We start from the raw sequence: 19,480 nt of genomic DNA, 5'->3' as shown, positions 1-19,480 counted from the left end.
GTTGAGCCGTGCCGCCACGCGCCGGCGTTGCAAATCCGTCTCATCACTTTCGCCTCTCGCGATTGTGACGTTTTGGCAACAGTTCCCGGCCAACCCCCGCGCTGCGGCCCCGGCCGAAGAAATTGCCCATTTCCCGCCATAAACCCGGCGCACCTCGAATTTGTCTCGGGACACGCGCCAGAAGGCTCGGCGATGGGGCAGGCCGCACCGCCCGCGGCAAGGAAGAGTATGGACGCCAGAGTCATTTCCAAGGCCAAGCTCCCTAGCCGCCATGTGACCGTCGGTCCGGCGCGTGCGCCGCACCGTTCGTATCTCTATGCCATGGGCCTGTCTGCGGCCGAGATCGCGCAGCCGCTGGTCGGCGTTGCCTCCTGCTGGAACGAGGCGGCGCCTTGCAACATCTCGCTGATGCGCCAGGCGCAAGTGGTCAAGAAAGGTGTGGCGGCCGCAAACGGCACGCCGCGCGAATTCTGCACCATCACCGTCACCGACGGCATCGCCATGGGGCACCAGGGCATGAAGTCGTCGCTGGTGTCGCGCGATGTCATTGCCGATTCGGTCGAACTCACCATGCGGGGCCATTGCTACGATGCGCTGGTCGGCCTTGCCGGCTGCGACAAGTCGCTGCCCGGTATGATGATGGCCATGGTGCGGCTCAACGTGCCGTCGATCTTCATCTATGGCGGCTCGATCCTGCCGGGCTCCTATCGCGGCCGCCAGATCACTGTGCAGGACGTGTTCGAAGCAGTCGGCCAGCATTCGGTCGGCACGGTCAGCGATGCCGAACTGCTCGAGATCGAGCAGGCGGCGTGTCCGTCCGCCGGCTCCTGCGGGGCCCAGTTCACAGCCAACACCATGGCCACCGTCGCCGAGGCGATCGGCCTGGCGCTGCCGTACTCCTGCGGCGCGCCGGCGCCTTACGAGATGCGCGACCGCTTCAATTTCGCTTCCGGCGAAAAGATCATGGAGCTGATCGCCAAGAACATCCGGCCGCGCGACATCGTCACCCTGAAGGCGCTGGAGAATGCCGCGACCGTGGTTTCGGCAACCGGCGGCTCGACCAATGCGGCGCTGCATCTGCCGGCCATTGCGCACGAGGCCGGGATAAAGTTCGACCTTTTCGACGTCGCCGCGATTTTCGAGAAGACGCCTTACATCGCCGACCTGAAGCCCGGCGGCAAATATGTCGCCAAGGACATGTTCGAGGCCGGCGGCATTCCGCTCTTGATGAAGACGCTGCTCGACCATGGCTATCTGCATGGCGACTGCCTGACCGTGACTGGCCGCACTTTGGCCGAAAACATGGAGCACGTTGTCTGGAATGATAGCCAGGATGTGGTCCGTCCCGCCAACCGACCAATCACCCAAACCGGCGGTGTCGTGGGCTTGAAGGGCAACCTTGCCCCCGAAGGTGCGATCGTAAAGGTCGCGGGCATGACGGAGCTGAAATTCTCAGGCCCGGCACGCTGTTTCGATTCGGAAGAGGAATGTTTCGAGGCGGTCACGCACCGCAACTACCGGGAAGGCGAGGTTCTCGTCATCCGCTATGAAGGTCCGCGTGGCGGCCCGGGCATGCGCGAGATGCTGTCGACGACGGCGGCTCTCTACGGCCAGGGCATGGGCGGCAAGGTAGCCCTCATCACCGACGGCCGCTTTTCGGGCGCAACGCGCGGTTTCTGCATCGGCCATGTCGGGCCCGAAGCTGCCGTTGGCGGCCCGATCGGGCTCTTGAAAGACGGCGATGTGATCTCGATCGATGCAACCAAAGGCACGATCGCGGTCGACCTGTCCGAGGCCGAACTGGCAACGCGGGCGAAGGCCTGGAAGGCGCGCACGACCGACTATCAGTCGGGCGCGATCTGGAAATACGCACAGACGGTAGGGCCTGCCCGCCACGGCGCGGTCACCCATCCGGGCGGTGCCAAAGAAACACATTGCTATGCGGATATCTGAGTTGTTGAGGTCGTCTGTCCTTCCGGCACTGGTCGCTGTTGCGATCTTTGGCGCCGTGGGCCAGGCCATGGCCTTCGACGACAAGGTGTTCGACGACAAGACCGGCGTGAAGCCGCAATCGAGCCCATGGGCCGTGTTCCAGTTCGGCTTCTCCGCCTACAAGAGCGGCCATAAGGAACAGGCGGTCGAGGCCTATAAATACGCCGCCGAGAACGGCCAGATCGGCGCCACCTGGAAGCTCGCGCGCATGTACGCCGAAGGCGACGGCGTGACGCGCGACGACTATGCGGCCTTCAAATTCTTCTCCGAGATCGTCGATCAGGATGTCGAGCCGGGATCGCCGGAGGAAAGCTATGTCTCCGACGCGCTGGTGGCGCTGGGCGACTATCTCCGGACAGGCATCCCCGGCAGCCCGGTCGAGGAAAACGAGGTCGCGGCGCAGGAATATTACATGCGCGCGGCCGCCAATTACCGCAACCCGAACGCCCAGTTCGAGATGGGCCAGATGTTCCTGAAGGGCGAGGGCGGCGTCAAGGCCAGCGTCAAGCAGGCCGGCCGCTGGTTCCAGCTCGCCGCCGAAAAAGGCCATGCCGGCGCCCAGGCGACTCTTGGCAATCTTCTGTTCCAGAGCGGCAAGATCGTGCGCGGGCTGGCCATGATGACCGCCGCGCTCGAACGCGCCTCGCCGAGCGACCAGCCATGGATCCGCGGCATGCAGGAAGAGGCATTTGCCGCCGCCGGCGAAGCCGACCGCCGCACGGCGATTTCGCTTGCCGACGACATCCTGACCAAGGGCGGCGGCGACCAGTGAAATTGCCAATCTCCCCCTCAAGGGGGAAATTAGCTCACATCCATCAGTTCTCGGTGAGTTCCGCCGGCACCGCTCTGTGCACCGGCATCGAGATCGGCGTGACGTGCAGATGCGGCTTAATCGTGCTGTCGGGACAGGTATCGCCGATCTTGGTCCATGAGGTGTTGTTGAGCACCAGGTCGCAGCGGGCCATATGGCTCTTGTCTGAAACCGTCAGGCAGGTGACCTGGCCGACCTGGTAGGACTTGCCATTGGCCAGGCACTGCTGGTCGGCAAGTGCCGCTGCAGGGGAGGCTATGGCAAATGCTAGGCCGATCGGGCAAAGGAGGAATCGTAGTGCCATGGAACCCCAGCCGCCATGCTGATCTCTGACTGAATGGCGCGATTGTGGCGATATCAGGGTTTCGGCTGATATCAGGCCGGCAGCAGCGCCAGATCAATCGCCACCGGCACATGATCGGAAGGCTTTTCCCAGGCGCGCACATGCTTTTCGATCGAGGCCGAGGAAAAGCGGTTGGCCGCTTCGGGCGACAACAGCAGATGGTCGATGCGGATGCCGTTGTTCTTCTGCCAGGCGCCGGCCTGGTAGTCCCAGAAGGTGTAGACGTCGGCCGCATCGGTGACGGCGCGCACCGCCTCGGTAAAGCCGAGATTCTTCAGTCGCCGGAAGGCTTGCCGGGTCTGCGGCTGGAACAGCGCATCGCCAAGCCAGTTCTCGGGGAAGCGCGCATCGACCGGCTCGGGGATGACATTGTAGTCGCCGGCCAGCACCAGCGCCTCCTCCAGAAGCAGCCGCTGCTCGGCCCAGCGATGCAGCCGCTCCATCCAGGCCAGCTTGTAGGGAAATTTCTTCTCGTCATCGATGGGATTGCCGTTGGGCAGATAGAGCGAGGCGACGCGCAGCGCGCCCTGGTCGGTCGAGATCACGCCCTCGATGAAGCGCGCCTGCTCGTCGGTGTCATCACCGGGCAGGCCCCTGATAACCTCGTCGAAGGGAAGCTTCGACAGCAGGGCGACGCCGTTAAAGCCCTTCTGGCCATGGGTTTCCACGTTGTAGCCAAGCGCCTCGATCTCGGCGCGCGGGAACTGCTCGTCGACCGACTTGATCTCCTGCAGGCAGACGATGTCGGGCTGGCTTTCGCTCAGCCAGTGGGTGAGGTTGCCGATGCGGGCGCGAATGCCGTTTATGTTCCAGGTGACGATTTTCATGGGCGGCCTCAGGGATGTTCGGGCGAAAGACGTTCGACAAGCCCGATCGTATTGCCTGCCGGGTCCTTTAGAAAGGCCATCCACTCGCTTTCCCCCGCCGTTCCGAACGTGCCTTCGGTGTCGTTGTGGACGAGCGCCGGCGGTGCGGTGAAGGGAACGCCGGACGCTTTCGCCTCGGCGTGGAAGGCTTCGAGCCCGGCTATATCGAGATAGACGGTGCCGGCCGGAACGCCATCGGTGAACAGCAACCTGATATCACCGGCCATGATGAAGGCGATGCCCGGCGGATCGTAGCGGGCGTGAACGTTGAGGCCGAGCACATCGCGCCAGAAGGCCAGCGTCACGTCGAGATCGCGCCCGGCCGACAGTGCGACCTGACGGACCGGGCCGACGCCGGACATCTGCCTAGATGGAGAAACTGGTGCCGCAGCCGCAGGAGGCGACTGCATTGGGGTTGCGGATCTGGAACGATTGGCCCATCAGATCGTCGACGAAGTCGATCACCGAGCCGCCCATATAGACCAGCGACAAATCGTCGATCAGCACGGTGGCGCCGTCCTTTTCGATGGCGACGTCGTCGTCGTTGCGCGTATCGACCAGGTCGAACTTGTAGGAAAAGCCGGAGCAGCCGCCGCCCTCTACGGAGACGCGCAGCGCCGTCTTGCCGGCCTCGCCAGAGACGATTTTCGCGATCCGCCTGGCGGCGGACTCGGTCATCTCGACTTTCATGGCAGTCTTGGCATCAGCGCCCATGGGCGTCACCTTGCTTTCGGTTTCACATGATAGGTATGAAGCGGGAAGGGGCAAGTCAACTGCGGCGGCATCAGCCATGACAAATGAGCTTGGCGACATTGGGTTCGGCTATCGGCCGCGCGCGGCCTATGCCAGCGACCCAGCCAGGTCGCGCGGGCGGCTCTATGACGAGGTCGAGAGCCCGACTCGCACGCCATTCCAGCGCGACCGCGACCGTATCATTCATTCGACTGCCTTCCGCCGCCTGAAGCACAAGACGCAGGTGTTCGTTGCCCATGAAGGCGACCACTATCGCACCCGGCTGACGCATTCGATCGAGGTCGCGCAGATTGCGCGGGCTCTGGCGCGAGCGCTGCGCGGCGACGAGGATCTGGCCGAGGCGGTCGCCTTGGTGCACGATTTCGGTCACACGCCGTTCGGCCATACCGGCGAGGACGCGCTGAAAGAGCGGATGGCCCAATGGGGCGGCTTCGACCACAATGCGCAGTCGCTGCGCGTGGTGACGCGGCTGGAGCGGCGCTATGCCGAGTTCGACGGGCTAAACCTGACCTGGGAAACGCTGGAAGGGCTGGTCAAGCACAATGGGCCGCTGACAGATGCCAAGGGAAAAGGGCTCAAAGGCCCGGTGCCGCAGGCGATCCGCGACTATTCCGAGCTGCACGACCTCGAACTCGACCATTTCGCCGGCATCGAGGCGCAATGTGCTGCGATCGCCGACGATATCGCCTACAACACCCATGACATCGACGACGGCCTGCGCTCCGGCTTCCTGACCTTGGACATGCTGGAAACGGTGGCGCTGCCGGGATTGATCCTGGCAAGCGTGCGCGCGCGCTATCCGGGCCTGGACGATGTGCGCACCGGCCATGAGCTGATGCGCCGGCAGATCACGATGATGGTCGAGGATGTCATTGTTTCCACCACCGCCAATCTTGAGCGCATCAAGCCTGACAGCGCCGAAGCGGTGCGGGCGGCGGGCGAAACGATGGTGACCTTTTCCGCTGACGTGGCGGCGACCGAGAAGGAATTGAAGACCTTTCTCTACAAGCATCTCTACCGGCATGACGAGGTGATGCGCGTTCGCACTCAGGCCGAGCAGATCGTGCGCGACCTGTTCGATGTCTATTTCGCCGATCCGCGCGCCATGCCGGACGGCTGGCGGGAGGGGCTCGACCGGGCGGAGGACCGCATCAAGGCGCGCAGCGTCGCCGATTTCCTGGCGGGGATGACGGATACCTACGCCTTGAAGGAACACCGCCGTCTGTTTGACCATACGCCCGATTTAAGCTAGGGCGGGCGCGATTTGCCGGCCAATGAGCCGGTTCCCCTGCACAGTCCGCCAGAGCAAGACCCATGAACATCTTCGCCGATTTCAGCGCGCGAATCACAAAAGCCGTCGAAGCGCTTGATTTGAAAGACAGTAATGGCGTTTCGCCCGACCTGTCGCGCATCGCCGTCGAGCCGCCGCGCGACGCCAGCTATGGCGATCTCGCCACCAATGCGGCGATGGTACTGGCCAAGCCGACAGGGCACAACCCGCGGGCGCTGGCCGAGCGGCTGGTGGAAGTGCTGCGCAGCGACGCCGATGTTGCCGAAGCCGACGTCGCCGGTCCCGGCTTCGTCAATCTCCGGCTCAAGGACGCTTTCTGGCAGGCACATCTGACCGCGGTGCTCGGCGAGGGGCAAAACTACGGCCGCTCGACCATTGGTGGCGGCAAGAAGACCAATGTCGAATATGTCTCGGCCAATCCGACCGGGCCGATGCATGTCGGCCATTGCCGGGGCGCGGTTGTCGGCGACACGCTCGCCAATCTGATGGCCTTCGCCGGCTATGACGTCACCAAGGAATACATCATCAACGACGCCGGCGCGCAGATCGACGTGCTCGGGCGTTCGGCCTTCCTGCGCTACCGCGAAGCGCTGGGCGACGACATTGGCGAGATACCGGCCGGCCTCTATCCCGGCGATTACCTTGTGCCGGTCGGTCAGGCGCTGGCTGCCGAATTTGGCCGCAAGCTCTTGCAGATGCCCGACGATGAGTCGCTGGCAATCGTCAAGGACCGCACGATCGACGCCATGATGGTGATGATCCGCGAGGATCTGGCGTTGCTCAATGTGCATCACGACGTTTTCTTCTCCGAGCGCACGCTGCATGCCGACAATGCCAAAAAAATCCGCTCGGCGATCAACGATCTGACGCTGAAAGGCCATATCTACAAGGGCAAGCTACCGCCGCCCAAGGGCGAGAAGCCGGACGACTGGGAAGACCGCGAGCAGACGCTGTTTCGCTCGACGGCGGTCGGCGACGACATGGACCGGGCGCTGGTCAAGTCCGACGGCTCGTTCACCTATTTCGCCGCCGACGTCGCCTATCTCAAGGACAAGGTCGACCGCGGTTTCGTCGGCCTGATCTATGTGCTGGGCGCCGACCATGGCGGCTACGTCAAGCGGCTGGAAGCGCTGGCGCGGGCGATTGCAGGCGATGATCTGAAGCTGCAACTCACGGTGCTGCTGTGCAATCTGGTGAAGCTGTTTCGCGATGGCGAACCGATTCGGATGTCGAAGCGGTCGGGCGACTTCGTGACCTTGCGCGAAGCGGTGGAGGAGGTGGGCCGCGATGCGATCCGCTTCATGATGCTCTACCGCAAGAGCGATGCGCCGCTCGACTTCGATTTCGCCAAGGTCACCGAACAGTCCAAGGACAATCCCGTGTTCTACGTGCAGTACGCTTCGGCGCGCTGTCATTCGGTGTTCCGGCAGGCGAGCGAGCAACTGGGCGAGGCCAATTTCGACCGCAACAGCCTGGCCGCGGCCTCGGCGTCGCTCACCGATGAGGGCGAGATCGGCCTGATCCGGAAGCTGGCTGAATATCCCCGGCTGGTCGAATCTGCGGCCCTTGCGCTGGAGCCGCACCGGCTGGCATTCTACCTCTACGATCTGGCTTCCAGCTTCCATGGACACTGGAATCGGGGCACCGAGAATGCCGACTTACGTTTTGTTAAGGTTAACGACCGACAATTGACTCATGCCAGACTAGGGCTGGTGCAGGCTGTTTCGGATGTTTTGACCTCCGGCCTGACGCTGATTGGGGCTGATGCGCCCACTGAGATGCGTTAGGTTTAACTAAAACACCTGTCACCATTTGCCCACATTGCGCTGGTAAGGGCCAACCCTACGCGACGTCCATGGCGTCCGAATGAGTGCGAGTTCGGGAACAATAATGGCAGACAGAACCCAGCTGAGAGTAGCCGACAACAACGACATCGCCGAAGATGATCCGTTCGCTGAACTGACCAGGATCATGGGTTTCGATCCGCGCCAGCCGGTCAAGCCGCAGGCGCCAGCCGTCGAGACGGCTGCGGACGAGGGCGATTTCGACATCGACCTCGAGAAGGAGTTGATGGGCGAATTCGGCGATGAAGTCGGTTCCATGGAGGCCAGCCAGCCAGCTCCCGAGGTTCACCAGCCTGCCGCTGAGCCCTACGAACCTGCTGCCGAGATTCGCGAGCCGGCTTTCGAAACCACCGATGCCGCGATGGACGATGCGCTGGCTGCTTCGCTGGAATATGATTTCGTCTTCGACGATGCCGCCGATCTGGATTTCGGCGCTGCCCCGCAGGCTGCGGCTGCTCCCGTTGAACCCTCGTTTGCCGAACCTTCGTTTGCCGAGCCCGCATTCGACGAAGCTGCATTCGACGATGATTTCGACAATGCCGTGGCCAGCTCGCTGGAAAACGTATCGCCGCTCGAAGACGACCTGCCGATGGACGACGACCTTGCCGCTTCGCTCGAGCAGGGGTTGCTGCTCGATGACGATGCGACCGTCGCCCATGCCGCAGATGTCGCCCAGGTTGCTGCTGCGCCCGCCGACGATGTCGCGTTCGACGATGATTTCGACAATGCCGTCTCGATGTCGCTGGAAGACGAGCTGACGCTGGACGGTCCTGCGCCGGCGCAGGACCAGTATGCCGCGCCAGTAGCCGAGGCGCCGGTCGTCGGAGTCGCCGACCACACTGTTGCCGACGAGGATTTTGCGGGTCATTTCGATGACGCGATGGCCGATGTCGACATGGACTTTGCGGCCCAGGATTTTGCGGCCGAGGATTTCGAGCCGCAGGCTTTCGAGGCTCAGCCTGTTGAGGCCGAGGATCCGGAAGAGAGCGATCTGCAGGTCAGCGCGCCGGTTGAGATGGATGCGCCGGAAGTGGACGAGACGCCGGCCTGGACTGTGGAGGCCAGCCCCTCTCATGAGACTGCGCACGAAGCATTCTACGATTTCGATCTGAGCATCGATGATGCGCTTGCCGATCACGAGCCGGTGGCCGAGACCGCACCCGCTCCGGTTCAGACAGCTCAGGTCGCACCCGCCTATGTGGCGCCTACCAATATGGCGACCCCGGCCGCTCCGGTCGCTGACGAACGAACGTTGGAAGATGAACTCAACGCGCTGCTTGGCGCCATGACCACACCACGCCCGGCGCCAGTCGCGCCGATTCCGGTCGTCACCGAGCCCACCAGGGCTGCCGCCATCGAGCCCGCCAGGACTTATGAGCCGGTTGCCCCGGTGCAGCGGTCCGTCGCGACGCCGGTCGCTCCGGTCGATAATCTCGACTGGGACCTGGACGAACACGCGCCGGCTCCTCAGGAGGCCCAGGGGGACGATGCCGATTTCGACGATCTGCTTGCCGGCGAACTTGAAGGCCATGTGCCCGAGATCGAGTTCGATGATCACGCCTTCGACGCGGCGCTGGCCAAGGGCATCGATCTCGGTCATGACGATACGGCAGCACCGGTCGCTGGCGATTGGCGCTCGACGCCGCCGGAGCCGGCGCGTTCGTGGAGCCGCGTGACTCCCACCCCGGCCCAGCCTTCCTTTGCAGCGCAGCCGCAACCTTCTTTTGCAGCGCAGCCGCAAGCTTCTTTTGCAGAAAAGCCGTCCATGCCGCCGGCGGCAGCGCCAAGCTATCGCGACCAGCCGGTTGCCGCTGCTGCCTATGTGGCGCCGACGCCATCGCGCCAGGCGCCGCCTCAGGCCTATGACGAGATGCCGGATGTCGAGACGGTCGATGTGCCGGAGCGTGTGGTGGCGATTGCCGACGACCTCGACATTCCAGAACTCAGCTTCGAGCAAGACGAGCCGGCCGCCTATGACGACATCGACGCCGAATTCGCCGGCATGCTCAACGACATGAACGCGGTGGAAGTGGCGCCGCCCACTGCCGCACGCAGTGCCGGCTATGATGACGATTCCTACAGTTCCAGCTTCAGTTCGGGCCACGAGCTCGACCAGCGCGCCTATGCGGCGCGGCCAGCCGAAGTGCTTGCAGCCACGCAAGCTCACCACGCCGATGCCGCCGGCGGCTTCGACATGGACGATCTGCCCGGCAGCCAGCCGGTTTCGCAGGCCGACGATTTCGCGGTCGACGAACTCGACTACGATCCGGATCTGGACGAGGCAATGGCGGTGCCGGGCCTCGCCGAGCAGGAAGCCGCACGGCCGCGCAGGAGCGGGCTGCTGGTCGCGGGGGTCGTTGCTGCGGTTGCGATTGCCGGCGGCCTTGGCGCCTTCGCCTTGTCGTTCGGCGGCAAGGGCGGCAGCGATGCGCCGGTCATTGTCAAGGCCGACAACAGGCCGATCAAGGTCAAGCCCGAAAATCCGGGCGGCGCCGTGGTGCCGAACCAGGACAACAAGGTTTATGATGCGGTCGCCAAGGGCACCAAGCCGGCCGAGCCGGTTCAGGAGAAGCTGGTCACCAACACCGAAGAGCCGGTCGATGTGAAGGCGCAGGAGCCTGAAAGCCGCGTCGTCGATCTGTCGCCCGACGACACTGCCCCAGGCCCCGACGCTGCCGGCAACCCCGAAGCTGCCGTCAACCCCGACGCTGCCGGCAACCCCGACGCGGCTGTCGCGCCGGCGCCAAAATCCGAGGACCGCATCGCTCAGGTGCTGCAGGAAGCCGAGAAGAACCCCGATACGGTCGCCGTTGCCCCGCGCAAGGTGCGGACCATGGTGGTCAAGCCCGACGGCTCGTTGGTGGCACGCGAGGACTCGACGCCGGCCGCGCCGCAGGTTGCGGCGACTGAGCCGCTTGACCCGGCGCCGCAGCACGTCGCCCCTTCGGCCGATGCCGAGCAGACCGGCACCGTGGCGCCTGCCGATCAGGCAAATAGCGACCAGGCAAGTGCCGAGACCGCCAAGCCGGTCAAGCCGGTGAAGCCGGCGGCTGCGCCGAAGGCTGAGACCCAGTCCGCCAACACGCCGCAGACGGTTGCCGTGGCGCCGCAGCGCCCGTCCGACCAGCCGGTCGACGTGGTCGGCGAGGTCAAGCCCGACCAGGTTGCCTCCATCCCGGCGACGGCTTCGACATCGGGCGGTTCGTGGTCGATGCAGATCGCTTCGCAGCCGACGGTCGAAAGCGCCCAGGCCAACTACGCCGACCTGCAGCGCCGCTATGGAAATGTGCTCGCCGGTCGCACCGCCAACATCGTCAAGGCGGAGATCGCCGGCAAGGGCACCTTCTACCGTGTTCGGGTGCCTGCGCAATCGCGCAACGATGCGATCAATCTGTGCACCAGCTACAAGGCTGCCGGCGGCAACTGCTTCGTGTCGCGGTAAGGCCGGATCCAATTATCAGAGCCGGCGCGTTCCCAAGGGTCGCGCCGGCTTTTTCATGTGGATGGGCGAGAGGTTGAGGCGCTTGCCGTCCGGGGAGATTCCCTTTGCCGGCGCGAAGCCCTAAACTGGCGGAATGACCGAATCAAAATCCATGATCCTCGGCTGTGCCGGGAAATCGCTGACCCGCGAAGAAATCCGTTTCTATCGCAATGAATGCCCGTGGGGCTTCATCCTGTTTGCGCGCAATATCGGCGAAACGGAGCAGATCCGCGATCTGGTCGCCGAAATGCGCGACTGTATCGGGCGCCCCGATGCGCTGGTGTTCATCGATCAGGAAGGTGGCCGGGTGCAGCGCCTGCGGCCGCCGCTGGCGCCGAACTATCCCGCCGGCGGCGCGCTCGGCGCATTGTGGCGCAAGGACCATGATGCCGGCACCCGGGCTGCCTGGCTGATGGCACGGCTGCACGCCTTCGACCTGTTGCGCTACGGTATCTCTGCCGATTGCCTGCCGGTGCTGGACGTGCCGATCGAGGGCGCCAGCGACGTCATCGGCGCGCGCGCCTATGGCAAGGAACCGCGCCCGGTCATCGAACTCGGCCGGGCGGCAGCGGAAGGGCTGATGTCGGGCGGCGTGCTGCCGGTCATGAAGCACATTCCGGGCCATGGACGCGCCTTTGCCGACACGCACTTCGAACTGCCTGTGGTCGATGCCTCCCTGAGCGACCTGCAGCGGCATGATTTCGCCCCTTTCCGCGAGCTTAGCCATCTGCCGATGGCGATGACGGCGCATGTCGTCTACAGCGCCATCGATCCGAACAACCCAGCGACCACCTCAGGCAAGGTCATCGACGAGATCATCCGCCGCGAGATCGGCTTCGACGGGCTGTTGATGAGCGACGACACCTCGATGAAGGCACTTTCTGGGGATTTCCCGACAAAGGCGGCCTCGATCCTTGCGGCGGGCTGCGATCTGGTCCTTCACTGCAATGGCGTTTTCGAGGAGATGGCGGGCATCGCATCGCGAACCACGGGACTTGAAGGGACGTCGCTGGAGCGCGCCAAGCGGGCGCTGACCTATATAAGGGATCGCGACCGGGCCGACGAAACCGAGATACGCGCCGAGTTTGCCACCTATTTCGATGCGGTGGCCTAGAGACGGATGATTTCAGGTCTGTTCGACCTGAAATCTGAATCCGTCTCTAAATTAGATAGAGAGAGCATGATGTCGTCCGAAAACCGCTTCACACTTTTCGGCATCATGCTTTAACCAGAGGTAAAGGAACAAGTGGCGGAGACATTGGACAGCAAGGCTGCGAAGGCCGCACCGATGGACCGTCTGTGGGCCGAGAACGACGATTCACGGGTCACCGGCGACCCGTCGCTGGTCGTCGACGTCGCCGGGTTCGAAGGTCCGCTCGACCTCTTGCTGCATCTCGCCCGCAACCAAAAGGTCGATCTGTCGCGGATTTCCATCTTGGCGCTGGTCGAGCAATATCTGACCTTCGTCGAGACGGCGAGGGCGCTAAGGCTTGAGCTTGCCGCCGACTACCTGGTGATGGCGGCGTGGCTGGCCTTCCTCAAGTCGAAGCTCCTCATCCCCAAGCAGCCCGGCGAGGAAGGCGAAAGCGGCGAGGAACTGGCCGCGGTGCTGCAGTTCCGGCTGAAGCGTCTGGAGGCCATGCGCGACGCCTCGGCAAGGCTGGTCAACCGCAACCGGCTCGGCCGCGACGTGTTTGCACGCGGCATGCCTGAAATGGTCATCGTCGAGAAGCGTAACGCCTATTCGGCCTCGCTCTACGATTTGCTCACCGCCTATGCGCAGCAGCGCCAGAAACAGGCGATCACCAATGTGACAATTGCCCGGCGTGGCGTGTGGTCGCTCAAGGATGCGCGCGATATCCTGACCCGGCTGATCGGCTCGCTGCGCGACTGGACGGCGCTGGACAGCTATCTGATCAATTACCTGACCAGCCCGGACGAACGGCGTACCGCGATTGCCAGCTCGTTCGCGGCGTCGCTGGAACTGGTGCGCGAAGGCAGCATCGAGATGCGACAGGACCAGGTGTTCGCGCCGCTCTATCTGCGCGGCCGCGCGCAACCAATCAAGGCAGTCGAGGTGGCATCATGAGCGAACGCGCCAACGCTTCGGTCATTCCGTTCAAGGTCGAAGAAGAGACCGAGGAGGGCATTATCGCCCAGGACCCGACTGATACCCTGCTTCTGAATCCTGGCGAACGGCTGCATATGGCCGAAGCCATACGCATGGCCGAGGCGATCGTGTTCGCCAGCGCCGAGCCGGTCAGCGAAAAGCAGCTCGCAGCCAGATTGCCCGATGGCATCAGCATTGCCGCTGCCATGGCTGAGCTGCAGCAGATCTATGCGCGGCGCGGCGTCAATCTGGTTCGGGTCGGCGATGCCTGGGCGTTCCGTACCGCCGGCGATCTCGCCTTCCTGATGAGCCGCGACACGGTGCAGCAGCGCAAGCTGTCGCGCGCCGCGCTCGAAGTGCTGGCGATCATCGCCTACCACCAGCCGGTGACGCGCGCCGAGATCGAGGACATCAGAGGCGTCGAGACCTCGAAGGGCACGCTGGATACGCTGCTCGAAACGGAATGGGTGCGCATGCGCGGCCGCCGCCGCACGCCCGGCCGTCCCGTCACCTACGGCACGACAGACACTTTCCTCGACCATTTCGCACTGGAGGAGATCCGCGATCTTCCCGGGATGGACGAACTGAAGGGGGCAGGGCTGCTCTCCGGCCGCATGCCGTCGAATTTCGCCATCCCGTTGCCGCCGGCCGATCCGGACGCGCTGACCGAGGACGAGGATGCGTTGACCGACATCGATCTCGAGGAACTCGGCCTGCTGACGCCGCGCGTCACGGAAGATTGACCGCAAGCCGCTGTCAAAAAGCTGCATTGCTGCGGTAGATGCGCCGATTGGTAGCGGGCAGCTTTGCCGAAAATGCGTGACATAAGCCGCGCCTTCATAAACTTTGTCGCTGTTGTGTTTGAATCCCAACGCGAAAACGCATAGATCATCGCCAGGGAAAACATTCGAGAGAGAGTTACAATGGGTTCATTTTCGATTTGGCACTGGATGATCGTGCTGGTGATCGTGCTGCTGGTGTTCGGCCGCGGCAAGATACCCGAGCTGATGGGCGACATGGCGAAGGGCATCAAGAGCTTCAAGAAGGGCATGGCCGACGACGATACCGCCGAAGACAAGCGCACCGTCGAGCACCGCCCGGACGAGACCGTTTCGGCAGTGAAGGAAAAGGCCAGCAAGAGCTGAGCCCGAGGTTGTTGCTTTTGAGCAAGTCGTGTCCAAAAGCCGCTTCGCACTCTTGGGCGACAAGCACTAGTCGGAACTGATTGCCATGTTTGAAGTCGGCTGGACCGAAATGCTGGTGATCGCGATCGTCATGATCGTGGTCGTCGGACCCAAGGATTTGCCCAATATGCTGCGCACCTTCGGCCGCACGACGGCGAAGCTGCGTGCCATGGCCTCCGACTTCCAGAAGCAGTTCAACGAGGCGCTGAAGGAAGCCGAGCTCGACGACGTCAAGAAGTCGGTCGATACGCTGCGCGGCCTCAATCCGGCGGCCGAGATCCGCAAGCAGCTCAATCCGTTCGAACAGGCGGCAGCAGAGGTTCGCTCCGGCGTCGATGCGGTGATGAAGCCGAAGCCCGCCGTCGATCCCGCAACGCCCGCGGCAGAAACACCACAGGCGGCCGAGCCGCTCAAGAACGGCGCGACGGTGATGCCGGGTCTCAACGGACCGGAAACAGCGCCGGCGGCGCCGATCCTTCCGGCGATGACCGACGAGGCCGTGGTGACACCGGCTGCAGCAACAGCAGCGCCACGAAACGCGCGCGCCAAGGGGGCTGCGATATCAAAGGCCCCGGCAACCAAAACAACGGCAGCCAAGGCAGCACCGGCAAAGCCGGCGCCTGCGGCGAAGGTTGCGGCCAAGCCGTCAGCGGCGCCCGCCAAGGCTGCACCCGGAAAAGCCGCCACCAAGCCCGCTGCGGCACCGAAGGCAGTCGCAAAGGCTGAGCCGAAGCCTGCGCCGGCCACGAAGCCCGCGTCCAAGAAGACGGCGGGGGCCGCCAAGTGAGCATTACGGACAGCGAAAAGGACGAGATCGAGAAGTCGTCGGCTCCGCTGATGGAGCATCTGATCGAACTGCGCCGGCGGCTGATCTGGTCGATCGGCGGTTTCTTCGTCGCCTTCCTCGTCTGCTTCTTCTTTGCCAAGAAGCTGTTCAATCTTTTGGTCGTTCCGTTCAAGTGGGCCACGCAGTGGGCCGGGCTCGATCCGCACAAGGTCGAGCTGATCTATACGGCGCCGCAGGAATTCTTCTTCACCCAGGTCAAGCTCGCCATGTTCGGCGGCATGGTCATCGCCTTTCCGCTGATCGCCACGCAGATCTACAAATTCATCGCGCCAGGCCTCTACAAGAACGAACGCAACGCGTTCCTGCCGTTCCTTATCGCATCGCCGATCCTGTTCCTGATGGGAGCGTCGCTGGTCTATTTCTTCTTCACGCCGATGGTGATGTGGTTCTTCCTCGCCATGCAGCAGGCCGGCACCGACGACCAGGTGCAGATTTCGCTGCTGCCGAAAGTGTCGGAATATCTCAGCCTGATCATGACGCTGATCTTCTCCTTCGGCCTGGTGTTCCAGCTGCCGGTGGTGACCAGCCTGATGACGCGCGTCGGCATGCTGTCGTCGAAGGCGCTGGCCGAGAAGCGCAAATGGGCGATCGTCATCGCCTTCGTCGTCGCGGCGGTGCTGACGCCGCCTGATCCGATGAGCCAGATCGGTTTGGCCATCCCGACCATCCTGCTCTACGAGGTGTCGATCTGGGCGGCCCGGCTGATCGAGCGCGATCAGGTCAAGCAGAAGCTGGCGCGCGAGAAGCAGGAAGCCGCCGAAGCCGTGGCCGAAAAGGCGGCGGACGCGTCCTCAAAGCAGGCTCGTTCATAGGCTGTCGCGTTCGGGTATCCGCGTTAGCGGAAAAACGCGACAGCCGCTGACCCTCATCTTGCATCGATGAAGGATGCGGTTTACCCCCTCAGCCTTATTCTGAGGACGAACCAACCATGCTTGATATCAAATGGATTCGCGACAACCCGAAGGCCCTTGTCGAGGCGCTGGCCAAGCGCTCGTGGTCGGCTGACGAGGCGCAGTCCACGGTCGATGAGCTGATCAAGAAGGACGAAGCGCGGCGCGAGCACGTCACCGAGCTGCAGACCAAGCAGGAACGCCGCAACGCCGCCTCGAAGGAGATCGGCAACGCCATGCGTTCGGGCGACACGGCACTTGCCGAAAAGCTCAAGGCCGAAGTCGGCGATATCAAGACCTTCATCCAGAATGGCGAGGCGCGCGAGCGCGAGCTCGACAAGGCGCTGAACGATGCGCTGGCGGTGCTGCCGAATGTGCCGCTCGACGACGTGCCGGTCGGCAAGGACGAGCACGACAATGTCGTCAAGCATATCGTCGGCGAGGTGCCGACTCGGCCGAACTGGGTGAAGGAGCATTTCGAGATCGGCGAAGCGCTCGGCATGATGGATTTCGAGCGGGCGGCAAAGCTGTCGGGATCACGCTTCACCGTGCTGAAGAGCGGGCTGGCGCGGATGGAGCGCGCCATCGGCCAGTTCATGCTCGATCTGCACACGACCGAGCATGGCTATGAAGAAGTCATCCCGCCACTGATGGTGCGCGACGAAGTGCTTTTCGGGACCAACCAGCTGCCGAAATTCGAGGACGACCTGTTCTTCGTGCAGCATGGCGATGGCCGGCTCGGGTTGATTCCAACCGCCGAGGTCCCGCTCACCAACCTGGTGCGCGAAGAAATCACGGCCCATGAAAAGCTGCCGCTGCGCTATACGGCGCTGACGCCGTGCTTCCGCTCGGAAGCGGGCTCCGCCGGCCGCGACACGCGCGGTATGTTGCGCCAGCACCAGTTCTACAAGGTCGAGCTGGTCTCGGTCACCGACCAGGAGTCTTCGCTCGCCGAGCACGAGCGGATGACGCAGTGCGCCGAAGAGGTGCTGAAGCGACTGGAATTGCCGTTCCGCACCATGGTCCTGTGCACGGGCGACATGGGATTTGGCGCGCGCAAGACCTACGACATCGAGGTCTGGCTGCCGGGACAGAACGCCTATCGCGAGATCTCGTCCTGTTCAGTGTGCGGCGACTTCCAGGCCAGGCGCATGGATGCCCGCTACAAGGACCGGGATGGCAAGGGCAACCGCTTTGTGCACACGCTGAACGGTTCGGGCACCGCTGTCGGCCGTGCGCTGATTGCCGTCATCGAAAACTACCAGAATGAGGATGGCAGCGTAACCATTCCTGAAGTGCTGCGGCCTTATATGGGCGGTCTGGCGAAGATCGAATCGAAATAATGCGCATTCTTCTGACCAATGATGACGGCATCCATGCGGAGGGCCTCGCGTCGCTCGAACGCATCGCCCGCACGCTGTCGGACGATGTCTGGGTGGTGGCGCCGGAGCAGGACCAGTCCGGCTACGCGCATTCGCTGTCGATCTCGGAGCCGCTCCGGTTGCGCAAGATCGGCGAGAAACACTACGCCGTGCGCGGCACGCCGACCGACTGCGTCATCATGGGCGTCAAGAAGATCCTGCCAGGCGCGCCGGACCTGATCCTGTCGGGCGTCAATTCCGGCGCCAACATCGCCGACGACGTGACCTATTCCGGTACCGTCGCCGGCGCCATGGAAGGCGCGCTGCTCGGCATCCGCTCGATCGCACTCAGCCAGGGTTATTCCTATGTCGGCGAGGACCGCGTCGTTCCCTACGAGACCACCGAAGCGCTGGCGCCGGCGCTGCTGAAAAAGCTCGTCGCCATGCCGCTGCCGGACGGTGTGCTGCTCAACGTCAACTTTCCCAACTGTCTGCCTGACGAGGTCGCCGGCACCGTCGTGACGTCGCAAGGCAAGCTGGTGCACAGCCTGTGGGTCGACGAGCGCCGCGACGGGCGCGGCCTGCCTTATTACTGGCTGCGCTTCGGCCGCGAGCCGGTCGAGGGCAAGCAGGGCACCGATCTCCATGCTCTGCGCAACCGGCTCGTGTCTGTGACGCCGCTGCAGCTTGACCTCACCGCGCATGAAATCCGTGACCAACTGACCAAGGCGCTGTCTGAATAAGGTGTTCGCATGAAGAAGGTTCTGGCATGAACTTGCCGCTCGACGATCGCGAGGGTTTTGCCGCTTTCCTGCTGCGCCTGCGCGGCCAAGGCGCGGTGCCGAAGGCGCTGATCGCAGCCTTCGAGGCGACGCCGCGGCGCGGCTTCCTCAACGGCCAGTTCCATTCCATCGCCTGGTCGGACGGCATGCTGCCGATCGAATGCGGCGAGGCGATCGAGGGCGCCGATCTGCAGGCGGCGGTGATTGCGGCCCTGGCAATAGAGCCCGGCAACCGGGTGCTCGAGATCGGCACCGGCTCGGGCTACACGGCAGCGGTGATGTCGCGGCTCGCGGCTCGGATCGTCAGCGTCGACCGCTACAAGACGCTGGCCGAGCAGGCCAGGCAACGCTTCGAGGCGCTCGGCATCGGCAATGTCATCGTGCGCCAGGCCGATGGTTCCACCGGCCTTGCCAACGAAGCGCCGTTCGACCGCATCGTAGCCTGGGCGGCTTTCGACAGCCTGCCGCGCTTCCTGCTCGACCAATTGTCGAGCGGCGGCATCGTCATTGCCCCGATCGGGCCGGAGGAGGGCGAGCAGGTGCTGGCCAAGCTGACCAAGGTCGGCAGCCGCTTCGAGCGCGAGGATATCGGCACCGTGCGCCTGCAGCCGATCCTGCGCAGCGTCGCGGCGGTTATTTAGGTGAACTGATATTCAGGTGAGGCCGGCCTGCAAATGCCAGCTTCCTGCGCTTCCGGTGCTCACGTGTTTGAGTACGCTCCGCTCCGGCCTTCGCCGGCCGAAGCCGTCATAAATGCCTCCGCTCTATGAAGGCTACGGCCGGCGTAGGCCGGTTCTCAGAACCTGTCATTTTCGACTCGGGCCGATCTGAATCAACGCAGCTTCGGCGCATTCGAAAATGTTTTAAGAAAATTCGCGTCTGATTCTATGGGGTTAACCCGCCAGTAACATTAACGCGCTTTAAT

The 19,480-nt window shown here is 63.5% G+C and carries 18 protein-coding genes; 14 read left to right on the top strand and 4 right to left on the bottom strand.

Annotated elements, in window-relative coordinates:
• Window positions 1-228: 228 nt before the first annotated feature.
• Both ilvD and NKH38_RS21580 read left to right on the top strand, forming a co-directional pair.
• The gene (gene ilvD, locus NKH38_RS21585; RefSeq protein WP_023729966.1) at window positions 229-1,953 is read left to right on the top strand and encodes a dihydroxy-acid dehydratase; all 1,725 of its coding nucleotides are present in this window, start codon (window positions 229-231) and stop codon (window positions 1,951-1,953) included.
• Entirely contained in the window at window positions 1,940-2,764 is an 825-nt protein-coding gene (locus NKH38_RS21580) for a tetratricopeptide repeat protein (protein ID WP_023667701.1), read from the top strand. Before ilvD ends, NKH38_RS21580 begins: the two co-directional genes overlap by 14 nt.
• 43 nt (window positions 2,765-2,807) lie before the next feature.
• Here NKH38_RS21580 and NKH38_RS21575 read toward each other — a convergent pair whose 3' ends face one another.
• The 4 genes from NKH38_RS21575 to erpA all read right to left on the bottom strand — a co-directional run bounded on the left by NKH38_RS21575 (window position 2,808) and on the right by erpA (window position 4,726).
• A complete protein-coding gene (locus NKH38_RS21575) occupies window positions 2,808-3,107 on the bottom strand; it encodes a hypothetical protein (RefSeq protein WP_352763303.1) in 300 nt (99 codons plus the stop codon).
• A gap of 71 nt (window positions 3,108-3,178) precedes the next feature.
• Window positions 3,179-3,973 carry an exodeoxyribonuclease III gene (gene xth / locus NKH38_RS21570; RefSeq protein WP_352763301.1) on the bottom strand — a complete coding sequence of 265 codons (795 nt, stop codon included), beginning with the start codon at window positions 3,971-3,973 and terminating at the stop codon, window positions 3,179-3,181.
• An 8-nt stretch (window positions 3,974-3,981) separates the two neighbouring features.
• The gene (locus tag NKH38_RS21565; RefSeq protein ID WP_023667697.1) at window positions 3,982-4,374 is read right to left on the bottom strand and encodes a VOC family protein; all 393 of its coding nucleotides are present in this window, start codon (window positions 4,372-4,374) and stop codon (window positions 3,982-3,984) included.
• A 4-nt stretch (window positions 4,375-4,378) separates the two neighbouring features.
• Entirely contained in the window at window positions 4,379-4,726 is a 348-nt protein-coding gene (gene erpA, locus NKH38_RS21560; RefSeq protein ID WP_027050337.1) for an iron-sulfur cluster insertion protein ErpA, read from the bottom strand.
• 76 nt (window positions 4,727-4,802) lie between these two features.
• On the opposite strand from erpA, the gene NKH38_RS21555 reads away from it, so the two are divergent.
• The 12 genes from NKH38_RS21555 to NKH38_RS21500 all read left to right on the top strand — a co-directional run bounded on the left by NKH38_RS21555 (window position 4,803) and on the right by NKH38_RS21500 (window position 19,196).
• Complete coding sequence (locus tag NKH38_RS21555; RefSeq protein ID WP_352763299.1) at window positions 4,803-6,017, top strand: deoxyguanosinetriphosphate triphosphohydrolase; 1,215 nt, start codon at window positions 4,803-4,805, stop codon at window positions 6,015-6,017.
• Between the two features lie 62 nt (window positions 6,018-6,079).
• On the top strand, window positions 6,080-7,843 hold the full coding sequence (gene argS, locus NKH38_RS21550; RefSeq protein WP_352763297.1) for an arginine--tRNA ligase: 1,764 nt from the start codon (window positions 6,080-6,082) through the stop codon (window positions 7,841-7,843).
• A 103-nt stretch (window positions 7,844-7,946) separates the two neighbouring features.
• Window positions 7,947-11,342 (top strand): SPOR domain-containing protein, encoded by a 3,396-nt coding sequence (locus NKH38_RS21545; RefSeq protein WP_352763294.1) that lies wholly within the window; start codon window positions 7,947-7,949, stop codon window positions 11,340-11,342.
• 133 nt (window positions 11,343-11,475) lie between these two features.
• Window positions 11,476-12,495: a beta-N-acetylhexosaminidase gene (gene nagZ, locus NKH38_RS21540; protein ID WP_023681654.1), complete on the top strand. Its 1,020-nt coding sequence runs from the start codon at window positions 11,476-11,478 to the stop codon at window positions 12,493-12,495.
• Window positions 12,496-12,669: 174 nt separating this feature from the next.
• Window positions 12,670-13,470 (top strand): segregation and condensation protein A, encoded by an 801-nt coding sequence (locus NKH38_RS21535; protein ID WP_023667690.1) that lies wholly within the window; start codon window positions 12,670-12,672, stop codon window positions 13,468-13,470.
• The gene (gene scpB / locus NKH38_RS21530; RefSeq protein ID WP_023667689.1) at window positions 13,467-14,234 is read left to right on the top strand and encodes an SMC-Scp complex subunit ScpB; all 768 of its coding nucleotides are present in this window, start codon (window positions 13,467-13,469) and stop codon (window positions 14,232-14,234) included. The genes NKH38_RS21535 and scpB overlap by 4 nt, the downstream gene beginning before the upstream one ends.
• Window positions 14,235-14,414: 180 nt before the next feature.
• Window positions 14,415-14,636: a twin-arginine translocase TatA/TatE family subunit gene (locus tag NKH38_RS21525; protein ID WP_023681650.1), complete on the top strand. Its 222-nt coding sequence runs from the start codon at window positions 14,415-14,417 to the stop codon at window positions 14,634-14,636.
• 85 nt (window positions 14,637-14,721) lie between these two features.
• Window positions 14,722-15,462, top strand: coding sequence for a Sec-independent protein translocase protein TatB (tatB, locus tag NKH38_RS21520; RefSeq protein ID WP_023825718.1), 741 nt, complete (start codon window positions 14,722-14,724; stop codon window positions 15,460-15,462).
• Window positions 15,459-16,334: a twin-arginine translocase subunit TatC gene (tatC, locus tag NKH38_RS21515; protein WP_023667686.1), complete on the top strand. Its 876-nt coding sequence runs from the start codon at window positions 15,459-15,461 to the stop codon at window positions 16,332-16,334. The genes tatB and tatC overlap by 4 nt, the downstream gene beginning before the upstream one ends.
• Before the next feature lie 116 nt (window positions 16,335-16,450).
• On the top strand, window positions 16,451-17,755 hold the full coding sequence (gene serS / locus NKH38_RS21510) for a serine--tRNA ligase (protein ID WP_023825717.1): 1,305 nt from the start codon (window positions 16,451-16,453) through the stop codon (window positions 17,753-17,755).
• Window positions 17,755-18,516 (top strand): 5'/3'-nucleotidase SurE, encoded by a 762-nt coding sequence (gene surE, locus NKH38_RS21505; protein WP_023710683.1) that lies wholly within the window; start codon window positions 17,755-17,757, stop codon window positions 18,514-18,516. The genes serS and surE overlap by 1 nt, the downstream gene beginning before the upstream one ends.
• A gap of 26 nt (window positions 18,517-18,542) precedes the next feature.
• Window positions 18,543-19,196: a protein-L-isoaspartate(D-aspartate) O-methyltransferase gene (locus tag NKH38_RS21500; RefSeq protein WP_023681647.1), complete on the top strand. Its 654-nt coding sequence runs from the start codon at window positions 18,543-18,545 to the stop codon at window positions 19,194-19,196.
• Window positions 19,197-19,480: the final 284 nt, after the last annotated feature.

The organism is Mesorhizobium sp. M1078 (assembly GCF_040318615.1).
GTDB lineage: Bacteria > Pseudomonadota > Alphaproteobacteria > Rhizobiales > Rhizobiaceae > Mesorhizobium.
This window is presented reverse-complemented; position numbering and strand designations above follow the sequence as displayed.